This is a genomic window from Vibrio sp. Isolate30 (genome assembly GCF_022397975.1).
Classification (GTDB): Bacteria; Pseudomonadota; Gammaproteobacteria; order Enterobacterales; family Vibrionaceae; genus Vibrio; species Vibrio fortis.
In genome coordinates this window covers 20,439-41,633 of record NZ_JAKEUS010000004.1, presented here as the reverse complement: position 1 = coordinate 41,633, position 21,195 = coordinate 20,439, and the positions used below count along the sequence as shown (strand labels likewise).

The 21,195-nt window shown below is 44.1% G+C and carries 18 protein-coding genes; 10 read left to right on the top strand and 8 right to left on the bottom strand.

Annotated features, from left to right (window positions below):
- Positions 1 to 6: 6 nt before the first annotated feature.
- Positions 7 to 507 carry a DUF4442 domain-containing protein gene (locus L1D60_RS12370; RefSeq protein WP_239841324.1) on the bottom strand — a complete coding sequence of 167 codons (501 nt, stop codon included), beginning with the start codon at positions 505 to 507 and terminating at the stop codon, positions 7 to 9.
- Between the two features lie 208 nt (positions 508 to 715).
- On the opposite strand from L1D60_RS12370, the gene fcrX reads away from it, so the two are divergent.
- Together fcrX and L1D60_RS12360 are read left to right on the top strand one after the other, a co-directional pair.
- Positions 716 to 1,165: a ferric iron uptake transcriptional regulator FcrX gene (fcrX, locus tag L1D60_RS12365; RefSeq protein WP_239841323.1), complete on the top strand. Its 450-nt coding sequence runs from the start codon at positions 716 to 718 to the stop codon at positions 1,163 to 1,165.
- 40 nt (positions 1,166 to 1,205) lie between these two features.
- Entirely contained in the window at positions 1,206 to 1,661 is a 456-nt protein-coding gene (locus L1D60_RS12360; RefSeq protein ID WP_239841322.1) for a prepilin-type N-terminal cleavage/methylation domain-containing protein, read from the top strand.
- 271 nt (positions 1,662 to 1,932) lie between these two features.
- Here the strand turns inward: L1D60_RS12360 and glnS are convergent, their stop codons facing one another.
- Positions 1,933 to 3,600 carry a glutamine--tRNA ligase gene (gene glnS / locus L1D60_RS12355; RefSeq protein ID WP_239841321.1) on the bottom strand — a complete coding sequence of 556 codons (1,668 nt, stop codon included), beginning with the start codon at positions 3,598 to 3,600 and terminating at the stop codon, positions 1,933 to 1,935.
- 308 nt (positions 3,601 to 3,908) lie between these two features.
- On the bottom strand, positions 3,909 to 5,468 hold the full coding sequence (gene nagE / locus L1D60_RS12350) for an N-acetylglucosamine-specific PTS transporter subunit IIBC (protein ID WP_345772871.1): 1,560 nt from the start codon (positions 5,466 to 5,468) through the stop codon (positions 3,909 to 3,911).
- A gap of 476 nt (positions 5,469 to 5,944) precedes the next feature.
- Here nagE and nagA point away from each other — a divergent pair, with 476 nt between their 5' ends.
- The 4 genes from nagA (at position 5,945) to asnB (ending at position 11,867) form a co-directional block, all read left to right on the top strand.
- Positions 5,945 to 7,081 (top strand): N-acetylglucosamine-6-phosphate deacetylase, encoded by a 1,137-nt coding sequence (gene nagA, locus L1D60_RS12345; RefSeq protein ID WP_239841320.1) that lies wholly within the window; start codon positions 5,945 to 5,947, stop codon positions 7,079 to 7,081.
- 2 nt (positions 7,082 to 7,083) lie between these two features.
- On the top strand, positions 7,084 to 8,298 hold the full coding sequence (locus L1D60_RS12340) for an ROK family protein (RefSeq protein ID WP_032551845.1): 1,215 nt from the start codon (positions 7,084 to 7,086) through the stop codon (positions 8,296 to 8,298).
- 84 nt (positions 8,299 to 8,382) lie between these two features.
- Positions 8,383 to 9,969 carry a cation:proton antiporter family protein gene (locus tag L1D60_RS12335; RefSeq protein WP_239841319.1) on the top strand — a complete coding sequence of 529 codons (1,587 nt, stop codon included), beginning with the start codon at positions 8,383 to 8,385 and terminating at the stop codon, positions 9,967 to 9,969.
- A gap of 233 nt (positions 9,970 to 10,202) precedes the next feature.
- Positions 10,203 to 11,867, top strand: coding sequence for an asparagine synthase B (gene asnB, locus L1D60_RS12330; RefSeq protein ID WP_032551843.1), 1,665 nt, complete (start codon positions 10,203 to 10,205; stop codon positions 11,865 to 11,867).
- A 79-nt stretch (positions 11,868 to 11,946) separates the two neighbouring features.
- Here asnB and rfaH read toward each other — a convergent pair whose 3' ends face one another.
- The gene (gene rfaH / locus L1D60_RS12325; RefSeq protein WP_239841318.1) at positions 11,947 to 12,465 is read right to left on the bottom strand and encodes a transcription/translation regulatory transformer protein RfaH; all 519 of its coding nucleotides are present in this window, start codon (positions 12,463 to 12,465) and stop codon (positions 11,947 to 11,949) included.
- A gap of 437 nt (positions 12,466 to 12,902) precedes the next feature.
- On the opposite strand from rfaH, the gene L1D60_RS12320 reads away from it, so the two are divergent.
- Complete coding sequence (locus tag L1D60_RS12320; protein ID WP_239841317.1) at positions 12,903 to 14,294, top strand: peptide MFS transporter; 1,392 nt, start codon at positions 12,903 to 12,905, stop codon at positions 14,292 to 14,294.
- Positions 14,295 to 14,376: 82 nt separating this feature from the next.
- Here L1D60_RS12320 and hemH read toward each other — a convergent pair whose 3' ends face one another.
- From hemH to htpG, 3 genes are all read right to left on the bottom strand, one after another.
- Complete coding sequence (gene hemH, locus L1D60_RS12315; RefSeq protein ID WP_239841316.1) at positions 14,377 to 15,339, bottom strand: ferrochelatase; 963 nt, start codon at positions 15,337 to 15,339, stop codon at positions 14,377 to 14,379.
- Positions 15,340 to 15,556: 217 nt separating this feature from the next.
- Positions 15,557 to 16,201, bottom strand: coding sequence for an adenylate kinase (gene adk, locus L1D60_RS12310; protein ID WP_239841315.1), 645 nt, complete (start codon positions 16,199 to 16,201; stop codon positions 15,557 to 15,559).
- A 354-nt stretch (positions 16,202 to 16,555) separates the two neighbouring features.
- Complete coding sequence (gene htpG / locus L1D60_RS12305; protein ID WP_239841314.1) at positions 16,556 to 18,460, bottom strand: molecular chaperone HtpG; 1,905 nt, start codon at positions 18,458 to 18,460, stop codon at positions 16,556 to 16,558.
- 274 nt (positions 18,461 to 18,734) lie between these two features.
- Here htpG and L1D60_RS12300 point away from each other — a divergent pair, with 274 nt between their 5' ends.
- The 3 genes from L1D60_RS12300 to L1D60_RS12290 all read left to right on the top strand — a co-directional run bounded on the left by L1D60_RS12300 (position 18,735) and on the right by L1D60_RS12290 (position 20,556).
- Positions 18,735 to 19,640 carry a transcriptional regulator gene (locus L1D60_RS12300; RefSeq protein ID WP_239841313.1) on the top strand — a complete coding sequence of 302 codons (906 nt, stop codon included), beginning with the start codon at positions 18,735 to 18,737 and terminating at the stop codon, positions 19,638 to 19,640.
- A gap of 1 nt (position 19,641) precedes the next feature.
- Positions 19,642 to 20,157, top strand: coding sequence for a regulatory protein ToxS (locus L1D60_RS12295; RefSeq protein ID WP_032551835.1), 516 nt, complete (start codon positions 19,642 to 19,644; stop codon positions 20,155 to 20,157).
- A 93-nt stretch (positions 20,158 to 20,250) separates the two neighbouring features.
- Complete coding sequence (locus L1D60_RS12290; protein ID WP_239841312.1) at positions 20,251 to 20,556, top strand: SelT/SelW/SelH family protein; 306 nt, start codon at positions 20,251 to 20,253, stop codon at positions 20,554 to 20,556.
- A gap of 52 nt (positions 20,557 to 20,608) precedes the next feature.
- Here L1D60_RS12290 and yfcE read toward each other — a convergent pair whose 3' ends face one another.
- Complete coding sequence (gene yfcE / locus L1D60_RS12285) at positions 20,609 to 21,154, bottom strand: phosphodiesterase (RefSeq protein WP_239841311.1); 546 nt, start codon at positions 21,152 to 21,154, stop codon at positions 20,609 to 20,611.
- Positions 21,155 to 21,195: the final 41 nt, after the last annotated feature.

Genomic DNA, 21,195 nt, shown 5'->3' with positions numbered 1-21,195 from the left:
TTAGTACTAAGCCTCAACTGGCTCGTCATCCTCTCTAAATTGAGGTTTTTTCCTAACGTACAAAGTACGTTGTATTTCGGACACCACCTGCCCCTTGCTGTCTTTCACATAAATGACAAATTCTGGGAAGCACTTTTCACCTAACTGAGTTTGACGATAGATGTCGTCCAATTGACCTTGTGTAATTTCAAACTCGGCATGCAAATCCGACTGACCCGGTTTGATAAAGTTAATGCTCGCTTCTTTGTCCCAGACATAATAGCGTTCACCAAGAATTCCCATTAACATCAATGAGTAAACAGGATCGGTAAGCGAAAAGATACTGCCACCATACTGAGTGCGATTGGCATTTTTGTTCCACCAGCGTAGCTTAAGTACTGTTTTTACAACTCGGAAATCAGAGCTAATGTGTTTGATTTTGATTCCAGCCCCCCAAAATGGTGGCCAAATATTGAGCGCAAACTTAACGATATTGGGTTTATAGATTCTAGCGAGTTGCTTGTTCATTACGATCTTCCATGTTCTGTTTTTAATTCACCACCATGATAACTGGTCGTACCTCCAATATAAGAGAGATATTTAGAATTTACAAAACAGATTGTGATGTAAGTGAGTAACCCTTTGAAGTTCGTGGTTTATTGTTGTGGTCGAGTATCCTATAATAATGGGAATATTGAATTCTGTTAATTGCTGCAGATCATCAACAGGAAAGTATATGTCAGACAACAATCAAGCGCTAAAAGATGCTGGTCTTAAAGTGACCCTCCCAAGGCTCAAAATTCTAGAAGTATTACAACAGCCAGACTGCCAACACATTAGTGCTGAAGACTTGTATAAAAAGCTAATCGACTTAGGTGAAGAGATTGGCCTTGCGACCGTTTATCGAGTTCTTAACCAATTCGATGACGCTGGCATTGTAACTCGCCACCACTTCGAAGGCGGTAAGTCTGTATTCGAACTATCAACGCAGCACCATCACGATCACCTTGTTTGTTTAGACTGTGGTGAAGTGATTGAATTCTCTGACGATATCATCGAAGAGAGACAAAAAGAGATTGCTAAGCGTTACAACGTTCAGCTAACCAACCACAGTTTATACTTATACGGTAAAAGTATGTCGGGTGATTGCAAAGGCAACCCAGACGCACACAAACCGAAGAAATAAAAAAACGCTGGCCTTGGTCAGCGTTTTTTATTTGTCCATCATGAACATTACCTCGACTTCATCCACTCCAAATGGCTTCACACTGATTGAAATGATCGTTGCTATAGCAATCATTGGCATCATAGCGGTTGTCGCCCTACCTCGGTTTCTTGGCATTCAAAACGACAGTCGAATAGCCCAATTCCAAGCCGCAGAGTCGCAATTTCAAACGGCTATCACTTACGCTCATAGTAAATGGCTGGTAAATGGCGGAGGCAGCTCTGAGATGAATGATTTACCTGGGTTTGGTGAAGACGAGAACGGCAATCCTCAGCTCGATATCAACGACGAAGGTTACCCACTAGGTACAACCAAAAACAACCCTATGGGCGCACCATACAATATTGGTCAAGGTCATCAAGGCTGTGTTGATATCTGGAATGCGATTATGAACACTGAGCTCACCGTTACGACAGATAGAGATAACTTCGAGGGCTTTGACTTTGTTTCGAGATGACAAAACCTAACCTTCGATACGAAAGAAGGTCAACGAATAGAAAATGCTAAAGCAGTTTGTTATTACATTTATACCGCGATTGGCCATCATCGTAACCCCAATCGAGCAGAATACGTATTCTGGTACAACTCACGCACAGGTGAAATCACTAACAGTCGCCCAGAGGATATGGCGCCTTAAGCCAATAACCTCCACCTTTGATCTCCTTTCATCAAGACGTAAAAAAGCCGGCATCAACGCCGGCTTTTAATATGTCTAACAGAAGATGCAATTAAGCTTCTGTTTTACCCCAAGTATCACGTAGACCAACCGTACGGTTGAATACTAGCGCGTCTGCTTTAGAGTCTTTTGAATCAACACAGAAGTAACCTGTACGCTCAAACTGGAAGCCTTGCTCTGGTGCTGCTTCTACCAAGCTTGGCTCAACGAAGCCATTCAGCTTAACCAGAGAGTCTGGGTTGATCGTTGCAGCAAAGTCATCCGCAGCAGCTGGGTTTGCGACTGTGAATAGACGATCATACAGACGAATCTCAGCAGGTAGTGCTTTGTCAGCTGATACCCAATGGATAACACCTTTCACTTTACGGCCATCTGCTGGGTTCTTACCTAACGTTTCGTTATCGTAAGAACAGAAGATAGTAGTGATATTACCTTCTTCATCTTTCTCAATACGCTCAGCTTTAATTACGTAAGCACCACGTAGACGAACTTCTTTGCCTAGAACCAAACGCTTGTATTTCTTGTTTGCTTCTTCACGGAAGTCATCACGCTCAATCCAAACTTCACGAGTAAACGGCACTTCACGAGTACCCATTTCTGGTTTGTTCGGGTGGTTAGCAACCGTTAGTGTTTCTACTTTGTCTGCATCGTAGTTTTCAATCACGATTTTAACCGGATCTAGAACAGCCATTGCACGCGGTGCATTTTCGTTCAGGTCGTCACGGATACAAGACTCAAGTGAACCGAACTCAATCATGTTCTCTTGCTTCGTGACACCGATACGCTTACAGAACTCACGGATTGACGCTGGCGTGAAGCCACGACGACGTAGACCAGAGATCGTTGGCATACGCGGATCATCCCAACCGTTAACTAGATTTTCAGTCACTAGTGTGTTCAGCTTACGCTTAGACATCACCGTGTACTCAAGGTTTAGACGGCTGAACTCGTACTGACGCGGCTGACAATCGATCGTGATGTTATCTAGCACCCAATCGTATAGACGACGGTTGTCTTGGAATTCTAGTGTACAGATAGAGTGCGTAATGCCCTCTAGTGCATCAGAAATACAGTGTGTGAAGTCGTACATTGGGTAGATGCACCACTTGTCACCCGTTTGGTGGTGGTGAGCAAAACGCACACGGTAGATAACTGGATCGCGCATTACCATGAACGACGAACTCATGTCGATCTTAGCACGCAGACACGCTTTACCTTCTTCAAAGCCGCCGTCACGCATTTTTTCAAATAGCGCTAGGTTCTCTTCAGGGCTGCGATCGCGGTATGGGCTCGCTTTACCTGGCTCTTTTAGCGTGCCACGGTATTCACGGATCTGCTCAGGACTTAGCTCGTCAATATACGCTAAGCCTTTATTAATTAATTCGACAGCGTAAGCGTAAAGCGTATCGAAGTAGTTTGAAGAGTAACAAATGTCACCAGACCACTCGAAGCCTAACCAGCTTACATCATTCTTAATTGACTCAACGTATTCAACGTCTTCTTTTTCAGGGTTTGTATCATCGAAACGAAGATTACATTGTCCCTGGTAGTCCTGAGCAATACCAAAGTTCAAGCAGATAGATTTAGCGTGACCAATGTGCAGGTAACCGTTCGGCTCCGGCGGGAAACGAGTATGCACGCTAGTGTGTGTACCATCCGCTAAATCTTTATCAATAATTTGGCGAATGAAATTCGATGGACGAGCCTCAGCTTCACTCATCTATAGCACCTCTATGTATTTAGTATTGTCAGAGAAAAATTCTTCTTTCTGTTCCATAAACAGCCCTTTTATCTCAAGCCTAGGATAGAAAGATCATTGTTGCTAATCATCCACAATTCTTAGCCTTTACACAATAAGAACCATCAGTTTATTGCGAATATTTCTGCTATTCGCTGAAGAATAGAACGCTAGATGTTTCGAGGACAGAATCCATATACGAAAAAGCCTCCCAAAAGAGGGAGGCTTTGATTTCGACTTACTTAATTCTTGAGGCTGTTGCGTGAGTGATTTGCTCTACGCTAAAGCGACTAAGGAAGTTTAACGTCTGATAGGTCTTCACCTGCACCGATAGCTTTCATTTCGCCAGCTACGATTTCAGCAAGTGGGCCTAGGATAACTTGTAGGTTGTTCTCACCTAATTTAACCACACCTTTAGCACCTAGTTTCTTAAGAACAGCTTCATCAGCTACTGAGCGGTCTTTAAGAGTTAGACGTAGACGAGTGATACATGCGTCGATTGAAGTTAGGTTCTCGTGACCACCTAGTGCTTTTAGGTATTGACGAGCTAGGTCACCTTTTGGCGCTTCGCCGTCAGTTGCTGCTGCACCTTCTTCGTCATCTTCACGGCCTGGCGATTTCAGGTTGAAAGCGCGGATTGCGAAGCTGAAAGTGAAGAAGTATAGAGCACCGAACGCTAGACCGATGAACAGTAGAGTCATTGGTTTAGTTGCTAGACCGAAGTTCAATACGAAGTCGATAAGACCAGCAGAGAAACCGAAGCCGTGAAGCGTACCGAACATGTTAGCGATAACTAGAGATAGACCAGTGAATACTGCGTGCATTGCGTATAGAGCTGGAGCTAGGAATACGAACATGAATTCTAGTGGCTCTGTGATACCTGTTAGGAATGAACAGAATGCTACTGAGAATAGTGCGCCACCAACTTGACCACGTTTTTCAGCTGGAGCAGCTAGGTACATAGCTAGTGCAGCACCTGGTAGACCAAACATCATTACTGGGAAGAAACCGTTCATGAATACGCCAGCGCCTTTGTCGCCGCCGAAGAAGCGGTGTAGGTCACCAGACTTCACTGTTTCAGTTACTTCTTTAACAACCGCAGTGATCTCTGGAGTTACAGAGTTTGCGAAGTTGAATGTGTACTCTTGGCCAACAACTAGAGTTTTCGCTAGAGCTGGGTCAACACAAAGTTGCTTGAAGCTTTCGAAGCCTGCAGAACCTGCAACAACGATTTCTTGACAAGTACCCATACCGAACCAGAAGTACGAGTTCAATACGTGGTGTAGACCTACAGGGATAAGTGCACGGTTAAGAGTACCGTATACGAACTGACCGATAGCGCCAGAAGTAGATACTGCATGAGCAAGTGCATCTAGACCAGATTGAACACCAGGCCATACCACACCAGAGATCGCACCTGCTACAAGAGCAAATAGACCGGCCATGATAGGAACAAGACGTTTACCAGCGAAGAATGCCAGCCACTCAGGAAGGCGTGTTGCATGGAAAGCGTTGTATGAGTGACCTGCGATGATACCTGCGAAGATACCGCCGAAGAAAGACATGTTTACGTCAGCATTGATTGTCGTTGCTGTCGCAGTTAGAACGAAGTAAGCAACTGCACCAGCTAGACCTGCTGCGCCGTTACCATCTTTAGAAAGACCAATTGCGATACCTAGACCAAATAGCAGCGGTAGGTTACCGAAGATAGCACCACCAGCTTGCGCCATGAATGGAATATCAAGTAGATCGCCTTGACCTAAACGTAGTAGAAGCGCCGCAATCGGAAGCGTTGCGATAGGAAGCATTAACGCTTTACCTAGCTTCTGTGCATATCCTAGAATATTCACCTGTTGTTTCCCCCTATAGGATTTTTAGAATTCGTTTGAGAAACTTATTTTAGTCGCTCAATTTAGTCCTAATCAGTGTATTCAATTAATTTTGCTCCGCAAATTAAAACCTTACCATTTGTGATCCTAATCACCAGTTTTTGCCAAATACCAAGGTTTTTGCTAGCGAGATCATAAAACTTATTTTATCATTCAAAAAAATGAAGATTTACAGATAAAATTCGACACTAAACATTAGGCCAACGCATAAGTAGCATCCGCTTTCTTTGCCTCGCTAATAATCAATAACAGGCCCGCCTAATGAATGGCTATAACGCATTTGTTTACTGTATTTTCAATGGCTTAATTCGCGCTTCACTTTGAAGCCTGCCGGTTCAAAAAAGTTAAATCGTTACGTAAATGATGTTTGCAAACTAAGTCGACATTTAGGTAACGAACAAAATTTAAAGATCTCACGAAATAAGGATTAGCTGACTATGTACGCGCTAAGTAACTGTAAAATCTACACTGGTAGTGATGTTCTCACCAATCACGCAGTTGTTATCGAAAACGACCTGATTAAACAAGTCTGCCCTGTTAGTGAACTGCCAGACGGCATTGAAGTTCGTGACCTAGACGGCGCTAACCTAAGCCCTGGTTTTATCGACTTACAGCTTAACGGTTGTGGCGGTGTGATGCTTAACGATGAAATTACTGCTGAGACTATGCAGATCATGCACCGCGCAAACCTTAAGTCTGGTTGTACAAGCTTCCTACCGACACTCATTACCTCTTCAGACGAAGACATGCGTGCCGTGATTGCGGCAGCTCGTGAATACCACAATCAGTACCAAAACCAATCTCTTGGTCTGCACCTTGAAGGGCCTTACCTTAACGTCGCGAAAAAAGGCATCCATAGCGTTGATCATATCCGTAAATCAGACAGCGAAATGATCGACCTAATCTGTGAAAACCGTGACTTGGTAGCTAAAGTGACTTTGGCACCTGAACAGAACGATCCAGAACACATTGAGCGCCTACACAAAGCGGGCGTAGTGGTTTCAATTGGCCACACCAACGCCACTTACGCGGAAGCTCGCAAAGGCTTTGAATCAGGTATTACATTCGCAACGCACCTATTTAACGCGATGACACCAATGGTAGGCCGTGAGCCAGGTGTTGTCGGCGCTATCTACGATACGCCAGAAGTTTACGCAGGCATCATCGCTGACGGCTTCCACGTTGATTACGCAAACATCCGTATTGCACATAAAATCAAGAGAGAAAAGCTTGTATTAGTGACGGATGCCACAGCTCCTGCAGGTGCTGACATGGAATACTTTATTTTTGTCGGTAAGAAAGTATATTACCGTGATGGTAAGTGTGTTGATGAAAACGGCACACTGGGCGGCTCAGCTCTGACGATGATCGAAGCAGTACAGAACACAGTTGAGCACGCTGGAATCGCTTTAGACGAAGCTCTGCGCATGGCAACACTATACCCAGCAACAGCGATGGGTGTGGAAGGTAAGCTGGGTCGAATTAAGAAAGGCATGGTAGCTAACCTGGCTGTATTCGATAGAGACTTCAATGTAAAAGCGACTGTTGTTAACGGACAATACGAGCACAATTAAGTATGAATGGCGGACAAATAGGTAACGTAGACTTAGTTAAACAACTAAACAGTGCGGCGGTATACAGACTAATAGACCAACAAGGCCCTATCAGTCGTATACAGGTGGCTGACGTAAGCCAACTCGCACCAGCAAGTGTTACAAAAATTACCCGCCAACTATTAGAACGTGGCCTCATCAAAGAGGTCGCACAGCAAGCGTCTACTGGCGGTAGACGCGCTATCTCACTAACAACAGAGGTGGAGCCTTTTCACTCCATCGCTGTTCGTCTGGGTCGAGATTATATTCAACTCAGCCTTCATGATCTTGGTGGTCGTGAACTGGCTTTCGTTCAAGAAGACTTAAACTACTCAGATCAATCTGATTTGATGGAAGGCTTGTTGACAACCCTCAAGTCGTTTGTTGCTGAGCAGCAGTATCAAATCGACCAACTCATTGCGATTGGTATTACCCTACCGGGCCTTGTTAACCCAACAACAGGCGTGGTTGAGTACATGCCAAATACCGATATCGATAACCTAGCCCTCAGCGACATTATTCGCGATACGTTCCACGTTGCTTGTTTTGTAGGTAACGACGTTCGAGGTATGGCTTTGGCAGAGCACTACTTTGGTGCGAGTCAAGACAGTCAAGATTCTATTCTAGTCAGCGTACACCGTGGTACGGGTGCAGGTATCATCGTTAACGGTCAAGTGTTCTTAGGGCATAACCGCAATGTTGGTGAGATTGGCCATATCCAAATCGATCCACTAGGTGAGCAATGTCAATGTGGTAACTTTGGCTGTTTAGAAACCGTTGCTGCAAACCCAGCCATCGTTGAGCGAGTGCAAAAGTTAATTAAGCAAGGTTACGAGTCTTCTCTAACCGAGCTTGAGCGCATTACCATTCAAGATGTGTGTGACCATGCAATGAATGGTGACGAACTTGCAAAACAGAGCTTGGTTCGTGTGGGTAACCAACTAGGTAAAGCCATTGCGATGACGATCAACTTGTTTAACCCACAAAAAGTGATCATTGCTGGCGATATTACCAAGGCTCAAGACATTGTTTTCCCCGCAATTAAGCGCAATGTAGAGAATCAATCTCTAACGACTTTCCATAGCGGCTTGCCTATTGTAGCATCTGAGATCGATAAACATCCGACAATGGGTGCCTTCGCAATGATCAAGCGTGCCATGCTCAACGGCGTGTTATTGCAGAAGCTACTCGAAGACTAAAGAAAAACAATATTGATTTTCCGCGGGCCGTGTTTGGATAAACACGGCCCGTTTTTATAAGCTAGGGAACAACTACTACAAGTTATGGAACTCATATTATTATCCGCGGCATTTATTGCTGGCTTTATCTCTTTAAAGTGTCAACTTCCCCCACTCGTTGGCTTTCTCATTGCTGGCTTTGCGCTTAACGCGTTTGGTTTTGAAAGTAATGACACCATCGTTACCCTTGCCGACCTCGGCGTAACCCTGCTGTTATTCACTATCGGCCTCAAGCTTGATATCAAAACCTTGCTATCCAAGGAGATTTGGGCCGGCGCGACAGTGCATAACCTACTTTCAACCCTCTTTTTTGCACTGGCTCTGTTTGGATTTAAGCTGCTTGGGATTTCTTCCCTTGCAGCAATGTCGAATGAACAGATCATCCTGTTAGGCTTTGCTCTTTCTTTCTCTAGTACCGTTTTCGCGGTTAAGACCCTTCAAGAGAAAGGTGAAATGAATGCCACGTACGGCACGCTAGCGATTGGCATCTTGGTTATGCAGGATATCTTCGCAGTGGTATTCCTCACAGCCTCTACTGGTAAGATCCCTGAGTGGTATGCCATTGCTCTATTTGCACTGCCTCTTTTACGACCATTCTTCTACAAAGTCCTCGACTGGGTTGGACACGGCGAAATGTTGGTACTGTTTGGTATCTTCTTCGCATTAGTTGTCGGGGCCGGTCTGTTTGAGTTTGTTGGTGTGAAGCCAGACCTCGGCGCACTGATCTTAGGAATGTTACTTGCAGGACACGCAAAAGCATCAGAGCTTTCAAAGTCTCTCTTCAACCTAAAAGAGCTGTTCCTTGTCTGCTTCTTCTTAAACATCGGCTTATCTGAGCAACCGACGATTCAAGGCTTTATGCTAGCGATCTTGTTCTTGCTTCTACTACCAGTCAAAGGCTTCCTTTACTTTTGGGTACTCAACTTCTTCAAATTCCGAGTGCGCACGTCACTGCTGGCTTCGCTCTCTCTATTCAACTTCAGTGAGTTTGGCCTGATTGTCGGCGGTCTTGCATTTAAGATGGGATGGATGTCGGGCGATATCTTGGTTGCCGTCGCGATTGCCGTGTCGTTATCTTTCTTGATTGCCGCTCCCCTCAATCGTGCTGGCCACAAACTGTATCAACAGTCGGGTAAGTGGTTAAAAGAACATGCTGCAGAAAAACTCAACCAACGTGATAAACGAATTGATCCGGGGCACGCCCAAGTTTTGATTCTTGGAATGGGTCGAATTGGCACCGGTGCTTATGATGAGCTCCGCTCTCGTTACGGAAAAGTCAGCCTAGGGGTAGAGGTAAGAGAAGACGCTGCACACAGTCATCGCAACCACGGTCGCAATGTTATCTCTGGCGATGCAACTGACCCAGATTTTTGGGAACGTATTTTAGATACTGCCAATGTTAAGCTCGTCATTCTTGCCATGCCTCACCACCAAGGTAACCAGACTGCATTAGAGCAGCTCAAAGCGCGTAACTTTAAAGGCCAAATTGCCGCTATCGCGGAATATTCAGATCAGTTAGAAACACTAAAAGAAAATGGTGTGGATGCTGCGTTCAATATTTATAGCGAAGCTGGTAGTGGTTTTGCTCGCCACGTATGCGAGCAACTGAACCCTAACATCATGAAAATCTAGTATTTCACTCTAGCCACTCTCTCTTATTCTCAATCAAATATTGCCGATAATTTGAGACGAGTGGCTAAAAATCACACCACATTTAAATTCAATTCACCAAAACAACCATTAAACTAAATATTTTCCAATAGAACCCTCTTTATATAATTTTTTTCATCATACCCGGTTGCATTTTTTAACCAGAATGGCAAATTGAATGCAGTTGATTTGGAAATGATTTGAAAGGAAGTTCTATGTGTTCAGTATTTGGCATTCTTGATATAAAAAGTGATGCTGCAGCACTTCGCCCTGTTGCTCTAGAGATGTCTAAAAAGCTCCGCCACCGTGGCCCAGACTGGTCAGGTATTTATGCAAGTGACAAAGCAATTCTTGCTCATGAGCGTCTTGCTATCGTTGGCCTAAATAGTGGTGCTCAACCTCTATACAGCCAAGATAAAAAGCACATTCTTGCAGTAAACGGTGAGATTTATAACCACAAAGAACTTCGCGCTCGTTACCAAGATAAATACGAATTTCAGACAGATTCTGACTGTGAAGTTATCTTGGCTCTATATCAAGAGCTGGGTGCAGACCTACTTGAAGAGCTGAACGGAATTTTCGCGTTCGTCCTTTACGATGAAGAGAAAGACGAATACCTAGTTGGCCGTGACCACATCGGTATCATTCCTCTATACCAAGGCTATGATGAACACGGAAACTACTATGTTGCTTCAGAAATGAAAGCACTAGTACCTGTATGTAAAACAGTGAGCGAATTCCCTCCAGGTTGTTCATACGGTTCAAAAGATGCAGAGCCTCAACGTTACTACGTTCGTGATTGGAACGAGTACGCGGCAGTGCAAGGTAACTCAACCAGCAAAGAAGAGCTTACAGAAGCGCTAGAAGCAGCAGTTAAGCGCCAGCTGATGACCGACGTTCCTTACGGTGTTCTTCTATCTGGTGGTTTGGACTCATCTATCACATCTGCAGTTGCAAAACGCTTTGCTGCAATGCGTATCGAAGACGATGAACAGTCTGAAGCTTGGTGGCCACAACTGCACTCTTTCGCCGTAGGCCTTGAAGGTGCTCCTGACTTAGTTGCAGCACGTGAAGTGGCAGACAAGATTGGTACGGTTCACCATGAGATGACGTACACAATCCAAGAAGGTTTGGATGCAATCCGTGATGTTATCTACCACATCGAAACTTACGATGTGACAACGATTCGTGCATCAACCCCTATGTATCTGCTTGCTCGTAAGATCAAAGCAATGGGTATCAAGATGGTACTGTCTGGTGAAGGTGCAGATGAAATCTTCGGTGGCTACTTGTACTTCCATAAGGCACCAAACGCAAAAGAGTTCCATGAAGAGACCGTTCGTAAGCTTCTAGCACTAAACATGTTTGACTGTGCTCGTGCCAACAAATCTCTAGCAGCTTGGGGTGTTGAAGGTCGTGTGCCTTTCTTAGATAAAGAGTTTATTGATGTAGCAATGCGTCTAAACCCTGAAGATAAGATGTGTGGTAACGGTAAGATGGAAAAACACATCCTACGTGAGTGTTTTGAGCACTACCTACCTGACTCTATCGCATGGCGTCAGAAAGAACAGTTCTCAGACGGTGTTGGCTATGACTGGATCGATACACTGAAAGCAACAGCAGAAGCGAAAGTGACAGATCAGCAGATGGAAACAGCGAAATTCCGCTTCCCATACAACACACCAACAACCAAAGAAGGTTACGCTTACCGTGAGATCTTTGAAGAGTTGTTCCCGCTAGAATCTGCGGCTGAGTGTGTACCTGGCGGTCCATCTGTAGCTTGTTCATCTGCTAAAGCAATCGAGTGGGATGAATCATTCAAGAACAACGCTGATCCTTCTGGTCGTGCTGTTAAAGCAGTTCACAACGACTCGTACTAGAAATCTCTAGTTCTAGAAAATCAGAATCAAAAAAGGCGCTCATAGCGCCTTTTTTATTATCTAAAATTCACAAGTCCGATTAAATACGAGCTGCCAGAGCTGCGTTCTCAATACTTATCGGAACCACTTGGCTGATCATCTGTACCAGCATAATGGATCGCGCCTCACCATCTTTTTCATGATAAACCGCTTTGATGCCAGCGAACTGACCACTGCAGATCTCAACCACATCACCTGCTTGATAGTTCGTACTGAGCTCAGGACAGTCATCAATTGGGTAACCCTGACACTCTCGTTCAATCTGCTTCAATTCGTAAATTAAGTCACCTTGAACTTCGTGTGGCAAAGAACCAAATTTAATGAAGTCCACGACGCCTCTCGTTGAACGCAACGTAGTGAAGCTTGGGCCCTGTTCATAATCAAATCGAACAAAAATGTAAGAAGGAAACAACGGTTCTTTGACTCGCTTCTTTTTTCCTCTAACAATTTTCTCGACTTCAAGTTGAGGATAGAAACACTCTACCCCCTGATTTTCCATATGCTGTTTCGCTCGGAGTTGCTCTCCGCGCTTACAGTAAAGTAGATACCAACGTTTCATTTTCCTAGCCATTTTGTATTTTTTTTACATCTTAACATAGCCAAATTTGGATTAACTCAGGTTAATGGCATGAATTGCCCATCATTAAGAAATATTGCGGAACAGACCAATTAATCAACAAAATAACTCTCTCGATAACCGCCATGGAATTATACAGTAAGCCGTACCCAAAAATACAGGGCAAAATACATACGCTTACAAATCACAAATTGTTACTTACAAGATAAAAAAACCACCGATAACACCTTGTTCAATAATGGAAAATTAGTTTGCAGCACATAAATACCGTCCAACATTTCCAATAAAAACAAATTAAATCATCGACTTAACAAATTTTAATTATCATCACTATAAAAAGACCCTATTGCAGCTTTTTATCTTGGTATGTATACATGAGTAACTATAAAATCTTTTAATATCTAAAATTAGTAAAACTTATGCCAAACACACACAACATCTTCGGCCATCCAAGAGGGCTGTTTCTACTTTTTAGTACAGAGTTATGGGAGCGATTCTCCTACTACGCAATGCGTGCCATCCTCGTTCTATTTTTAACAGATACCACAATCAATGGCGGCCTAGGTTGGTCAACCAAAGACGCATTGGACCTCTACGGTATCTACACAGGCCTTGTGTACATTACCCCACTTATTGGTGGTTGGATTGCAGACAACTACCTAGGCCAACGTAAATCAATTCTCATTGGTGGTGTGTTAATGGCATTGGGTCAGTTCACTTTAGCACTACCTACCGGCTTTATGGGATTAGACCAGGTGAGCGCACTTTACCTAGGCTTAGCACTTCTGATCAGCGGTAATGGTATGTTTAAGCCAAACATCTCAACCATGGTGGGTGATCTTTATAAAGAAGGTGACAACCGTCGTGACGGTGCATTTACTATCTTCTATATGGGTATCAACTTAGGCGCATTGCTTGGCGGCCTAATTTCTGGTGCTGCTGTTGACTCATATGGTTGGAAAGCGGGTTTCCTCGCTGCAGGTATCGGTATGGTGATCAGCCTTGTTATGCAAATGACGATGGCTCAATCTTGGTTAGGTGATATTGGTTCAGTGCCAGCAGCTGCGCGCGCAAAAGCACTTAGCAAGTCAAAAGAAAAAGCACCGCTAACCAAAGAAGAATTCGACAGACTAAAAGTTATCCTAATTATGGGTTTGTTCGTTATCGTATTCTGGGCGGGCTTTGAGCAAGCGGGTGGTCTAATGAACATCTATACGCAGCAATACACTGACCGTATGATTGGCGATTTTGAAGTGCCAGCGGCTTGGTTCCAATCGTTAAACCCGTTCTTCATTATTACATTAGCTCCTATTATCGCGGCATTTTGGGTGAAACTAGGTAAGCGTGAGCCAAACTCACCGGTTAAATTCGCTATGGCTCTGTTCTTCTTAGCGCTTGGCTTCGTTTGTATGATCGGTGCAGTTATGGAGCAAGGTGGTGACCTGAGCGTTAAGACTTCAATGCTATGGTTAGTTGGCGCATTCTTCTTCCATACTCTTGGCGAATTATGCCTATCACCGATTGGCCTATCACTGGTCACTAAACTTGCTCCTCTTCGCTTAGCTTCTTTGATGATGGGTGCATGGTTTGGTTTCAATGCAATCGCAAACTATGTTGCAGGTCTGGTGGGTTCTCACGTCGGTGAGCTAGGTGCAATGGCTATCTTTAGTGGTATTGCTATCTCAGCAACGATCAGTGGTGTGATTCTGCTTCTATGTGCAAATAAACTGGTTGCTTGGATGCACGGTGTCGAAGGCAACCCTGTTGAAGCTGAGTCAGATGAGACTGATGCACAAGCTTCGCTAGCTTAATACTGCGCAACAAACCATCGACAAATAAAAAAGGAGTGGCTCTTTGAGTCACTCCTTTTCCTTTTCAATGAGTGCCACTTTTCTAGCGATGCATCTCGACAAGTTCCGCCATCATTTGAATGTGTTCATCATTGTCGTTGAGACACTTAATGTAGCTAAAGGCCTCGCCACCAGCTTCAATAAAGGTCTCTTTACATTGATCAGAGATCTCTTCTAACGTTTCCAAGCAGTCAACCGAGAATGCAGGAGCCATGATGTCGAGCTTCTTAATACCTCGCTTAGGCAACTCTTCTAACGTTTCGTCCGTGTAGGGCTTAAGCCACTCTTCTCGGCCAAAGCGTGACTGGTAAGTCATGGTGATCTTGTCTGCGGACAAACCAAGCTCTTGGGCTAATAGCTCTGTCGTTTGCTCACAGTGTTGAGGATAAATATCACCTTGGTCAGCCAAACGCTTTGGAATGCCGTGGAAAGAACAAACAAGGTGGTCACCTTGCCCATTTTCACGCCAGTGCTTTCTTACACTCTCAGCCAGCGCTTTAACGTAGCTTGGGTGACTGTAATAATCGCGAATAAAACGGTAACCCGGTATCACAGGTAGCTGCTTAAATGCTTTAGTTAATCCATCAGACACTGCAGCCGTCGTCGTGCCAGAATATTGTGGGTAAAGTGGCAGTACAATAACCTCATCTACACCTTGCGCCATTAGAGCTTCAATGCCTGTTTTTAAGCTTGGGTTTCCGTAAGTCATACCAAGCGCCACAGGCATTTGCAGTTTATCTTGTAATTTAGCCACCTGACGCTGAGAGTAAACCAATAAAGGAGAACCCTGATCCATCCACACAGATTGATAGAGCTTTGCCACTTTAGGCGAGCGGATTGGCAGAATCACGCCATGAAGAATCGGGCACCATAGCCAACGAGTGAGGCTCACGACTCGTTTGTCATGTAGAAACTCGCTTAAAAAACGGCGCACAGCTGCAGGTGTTGCTGCGTCAGGTGTTCCTAAGTTCACCAACAACACACCCTGCTTTTTTTTGTTTTCCATAGATACCTGAGACCATTAATGAAATTTGGAAAGCTTTATACTTGGCCAGTTACTCTTGGGATCACCTAATATACCTTTCAGACTCGTTGTTCATTCTGAATAAACCAACAATCACTTTAGCAATTACATACACGAATCAAGCTGAAAACAGGTATAAAAAAAGCGACCTAACCGGTCGCTTCCAATATATCAAATTATAAAACTGGCTGTTAGCCAATTATGCTAGTGCTTTCTCAAGTTCTGCACTAACTTCAGCAACTTGCTTAGTACCGTCAAATTTAAGGTACTTAGTGTTACCTGCTTCAGCTTCTTTACCGTAGTAAGCGATTAGAGGCGCTGTTTGATCATGGTAAACACCTAGACGTGCACGAACTGTTTCTTCTTTGTCGTCATCACGTACAACTAGCTCTTCGCCAGTTACGTCATCTTTACCTTCTTCTTTAGGCGGGTTGTACACAACGTGGTATGTACGGCCAGAAGGAAGGTGAGCACGACGACCAGCCATACGCTCAACAATCACATCGTCAGCTACGTCGAATTCAACAACGTAATCAACAGCGATGCCCATTTCTTTTAGGCCATCAGCTTGTGGGATTGTGCGTGGGAAACCGTCAAGTAGGAAACCTTTTTCGCAGTCATCTTGAGCGATACGCTCTTTGATTAGACCAAGGATAATTTCATCAGAAACTAGCTGACCAGCGTCGATTACTGATTTAGCTTGCTTACCAAGCTCAGTACCCGCTTTGATAGCAGCACGTAGCATGTCACCAGTTGAAATTTGAGGGATACCAAATTTGTTCATGATGAAGTTTGCTTGAGTGCCTTTACCCGCGCCAGGAGCACCTAGAAGAATGATGCGCATGTTTAATCCTCTTATAAAATTATGATTTATACCGAAGCTCACTATTTGATTTCACATTTGACGAATAGAGATCGAAAACTGCAAAAATAAGCACAACGGTAAGTTTCGGTATAACGTTTAAAAATCATACAGGTAGAAACCAATTTAACGATTGCTACCCGATTAGGTCGAGCATTCTACCACATTAATATTCATTATGGCTGAATTTAAGACTAAAGAATGTAAGGTTGAACAATGATGAACCACTCATTATCTTTTTTTGACCTAATGACGACCGTTCAACGACGTTCAACAAAAAAGCCCGCATTTGCGAGCTTTTTAGTGCAATTAGGCTTTTAGCCCAAAGTCGAAAGCTTAACGTTTCGACAGCAGTTCATTGATTGCACCCAAGAACTGTGATGGATCTTCCATTGAACCTTTCTCAGCTAGCATAGCTTGACCCAGTAGAAGCTCGACCCAACGACCAAACGCTTGCTCGTCTGCTTCGTCAGCCATTTGCTTAACAAGTGCATGCTCAGGGTTAATCTCAAAGATGTATTTGACTTCAGGAGCCGCTTGACCGGCTGCTTCAAGAAGCTTCGCCATTTGCGTACCCATTTCAAAATCATCCGTTACTACCACTGCTGGCGTGTTTGCCAGTTTGAACGTTGTACGAACCTCTTTAACACGATCACCTAGGTAAGATTGAGTGCGCTCGATAACAGATTTGAACTCTTCTTCTGTCTCTTTCTGCTTCTCTTTCTCTTCTTCACCCTCAAACTTGCTTAAATCTAGGCCAGCTTTAGTAATCGATTGGAACTGCTTACCGTCGAACTCTGTTAGATAGTTCATCAAGAATTCGTCGATACGATCAAACATCAACACAACCTCAATACCTTTCGCTTTAAATTGCTCTAGGTGAGGGCTGTTTTTCGCTGCTGTGTAGCTGTCTGCCGTCAGGTAGTAGATCTTATCTTGGCCTTCTTTCATACGTTCAACGTAAGACGCTAGGCTGATTGCTTGTTCAGAAGAATCCACCTCAGTTGAAGCAAAGCGCAGTAGGCCGGCAATCTTCTCTTTGTTTGCCATGTCTTCTGCTGGGCCTTCCTTCATTACAAGGCCAAACTCTTTCCAGAACTCAAGGTACTTGTCGTTGTCGTTCTTCGCCATACGCTCAAGCATTGTCAGCACGCGCTTAGTACATGCGCCACGTAGAGACTGAGTGACCTTGTTGTCTTGCAGGATTTCACGAGAAACGTTCAAAGGTAGATCGTTTGAGTCAATCAGGCCGCGAACGAAACGCATGTAAGATGGCATGAACTGTTCCGCATCGTCCATGATAAATACACGCTGTACGTATAGTTTTAAGCCGCTCTTGTGGTCACGGTTCATCATATCCCAAGGTGCTTTAGATGGGATGTAAAGCAGGCTTGTGTAGTCGTTCTTACCTTCAACTTTGTTGTGGCTCCAAGTTAGCGCATCAGCAAAGTCGTGAGAAACGTGCTTGTAGAACTCTTGGTACTCTTCTTTGGTAATATCAGACTTGTTGCGAGTCCAAAGTGCTTGAGCTTTGTTGATTTGCTCCCACTTCTTCTCATCGGTATCTTTACCTTCGTCATCTTTTACCGCAGTTAGAATCGAAACTGGAATACCGATGTGATCAGAGTATTTGCTGATGACATCACGCAGACGCCACTCATTCAGGAACTCTTTACCTTCGTCACGCATGTGAAGGATGATGTCAGTACCACGAGACTCTTTCGAGATAGTTTCAATCGTGTACTCACCTTCACCCGCAGAGTGCCATTGAACGGCTTCGTCGTTTGCTAGGCCAGCAGCGCGTGTACGAACAGTTACTGCATCCGCAACGATGAATGCTGAGTAAAAGCCGACACCGAATTGGCCAATCAGTTGAGAATCTTTGCTTTGGTCTTCAGAAAGCTTAGAGAAAAAGTCTGCTGTACCTGATTTTGCAATCGTACCTAAATGCTCGATTACATCTTCACGACTCATACCGATACCATTATCTGAAATGGTTAGGGTGTTTGCTTCAGCATCAAAAGAAAGCTTCACGCCAAGGTCTGCATCACCTTGGTACAAGTCACCATTTGATAATGCTTGGAAACGCAGCTTATCTGCCGCGTCAGATGCGTTTGAGATCAATTCGCGAAGAAAGATCTCTTTGTTTGAATATAGTGAGTGAATCATTAAGTGAAGCAACTGCTTAACTTCTGATTGAAAGCCACGAGTCTCTTTATTTTGCGTTGCTGTTTCGCTCATTTTTACTCCAAAACATCTATACTTAAAACGTCAAAATCGGGAGGATATTCTGTTTTGTCCACCCTAGCATGTTCATTAACATGAGGATGACAATTGTAAATTCAAGGTCAAAAATCATAAAAACACTGTTTTTTTGATCTGTTTTTATTATGCTAAGGATCATAAATATAAAAGAACATAAAAGAATCATGATTTAGATGGAATTGAAGCTGAATTCCTTCGTAATTTGTCTATTTCGCATCCAAAAAACCATTCAAAAACATAGAAGAGTTCAATGAGCAATATCGGCACAAAGTTTATTCTCGCGCAGCGATTTGTATTTGACCCTAATAGTAACTCCCTCGTTGATCAGACCAATGAAGGTGAAATCGTCCGCTTAGGCAGCAATGAAAGCCGCATTCTCCTTATGCTTTCAGAAAGACCGAATGAAGTGATCACTCGCAATGAGCTTCACGAATACGTATGGCGAGACCAAGGCTTTGAAGTCGATGACTCAAGCTTGACTCAAGCGATCTCAACGCTGCGTAAAATGCTCAAAGACTCAACAAAATCTCCTGAGTTCGTAAAAACAGTGCCAAAGCGTGGTTACCAGTTCATCGCGACAGTAGAGCGCTCAGCACCGTTTTCATCAAGCGATCAAACAGCTTCTATTGAAAAACAAGAAGTTGCAGTAGAAGCGACGAGCTCCGCACAAATGCCTGCTGAAGAAACGGTTGAAACTGCAGCAGTTGAGGCAGTTGTACCTCCGACACCGGCCGCTAAGCCTGAGGTTCCTAGTCAAAGCACGGCTACTAAGGCAGCATCGCCTGCAGAAAACAAATGGCTATACCGCGCACTTGGTTTCCTAGCGATTCTAATGCCTATCTTAGTTGTTACTTTCACGAATCCTGCCGAATCTGAGTTCCGTACTCTGGCTGAGGTAGATGGCGTTCAAATCCTATCACCAATTAATCACCCAGATTTATCAGGCTGGATTCCTGCTATTGAAAAGTGTGTGACTCACTACAATGCAGAACATGGCGGACAGCTTAAGCCGATTCAGATCATTGCGACTGGTGGCCAAACCAATAACTTGGCGCTGAACTACATTCATGCACAAGAATACTCAAGTGAGAATATCACGCTGAGACTTTACGCTAACCAAACCGACCTAAGTGAAATTTGTAAGGGTGATCAGTAATATGAAATTAAAAATCTCACTCGCGTTACTCGTAGCATCTGCATTATTTAGTGGTTGGTTGTACTGGGGCAGCGACGCTAAGGTTGAGCGCCTACTAACTGCACATGAATGGCAGTCAAAGATGGTGACTCTGATAACCGAAAATAAGCAAGAGGACACTATTGGTCCACTGCGCAAGGTTGAACTATCTTCAAACGCTAAGTACCTACCAAATGGTACGTACCTAAGAATGTCTATTGTTCGACTGTACGGCACAGAAACCGCACCAGCGAATGTCATCAATATTTCAGAGACAGGGCAATGGGACATCAACGACAATTATTTACTTGTGTCACCAACTGAGTTTAAAGACGTTACATCAGCACAGCGCCAAGACTTCTCGCAACAACAGTTGGATTTGATCACTCAGGTCATCAAAATGGATGCCGAGCAAAGTCGAAGAATTGATATTGTAAATCCAAAGGCACTGCTGTTAACTAGCTTGAACCACGGTTCTACGGTATTGTTTTCGAACTAAGTGATTCGATAATTACGATAAAAAAGGGGCATGATGCCCCTTTTTGCTATCTAAGTATCTACCAAATCTAAACCATCGATGAGAGAAAATGACATGGAACAAACCACTCTTAATCACGCTTCTAATAAACCAACGGTCAGTATTCATTATTGTCGTCAGTGCAATTGGATGTTACGAGCCAGCTGGTTATCACAAGAGCTTCTACACACGTTTAGTGAAGAGCTTGGTGCTGTGACACTTTGTCCAGATACCGGCGGTCGGTTTGAGATCTTTTGTAATGGTGTACAAATTTGGGATAGGAAAGCTGAAGGCGGGTTCCCTGAAGCAAAAATACTCAAACAGCGAGTTCGAAATATCATTGCTCCAGAGCGAGACTTAGGCCACGTCGATTCGAAATAGCCTTTTGTTCTATGTTAAAGAAAGGCTCAGAGTCACTTAAGAGCGGACACAACTAAAGGCTGCCGCTCTTTAAAGTCTCACCATCAAAGCTCACAACAGAAAACAGTCCGTTTTCATAAAGGCCGTAGCTCGCTGGATGACCGTCGCGAGGGAAGGTAACAGAGCTTGGGTTAAAGATGAATACCTCATCTTGATACTCTGCTACTGGAATATGAGTATGGCCATGAGCGATCACATCACCAGGATTCAATGGTGGACGCTTGTTGGTGTTATACAGGTGGCCATGAGTCAAAAAGATACGCTGTCCAGTCGGCAACAATACCCATGAGTAGTCCATCATCATAGGGAATGAAAGCAGCATCTGATCCACTTCGCTATCACAGTTTCCTCTTACCGCTATAATCTGCGAAGCAAACTCATTCAATTTATCCGCAACAGCTGGAGGATAGTAGCCTTCAGGGACTGGGTTTCTTGGCCCATGATTTAGGGTATCACCTAATAGCACCAGATGCTGAGCACCAGATGCTTTATAAAGCTCAAGCACTTGTTCAGTCGCTGGTAGCGAACCATGTAAGTCGGAAGCAAAAAATAATTTCACGCGTACATCTCCATAAAAACTATGGGTCTATTGTAAGGCTA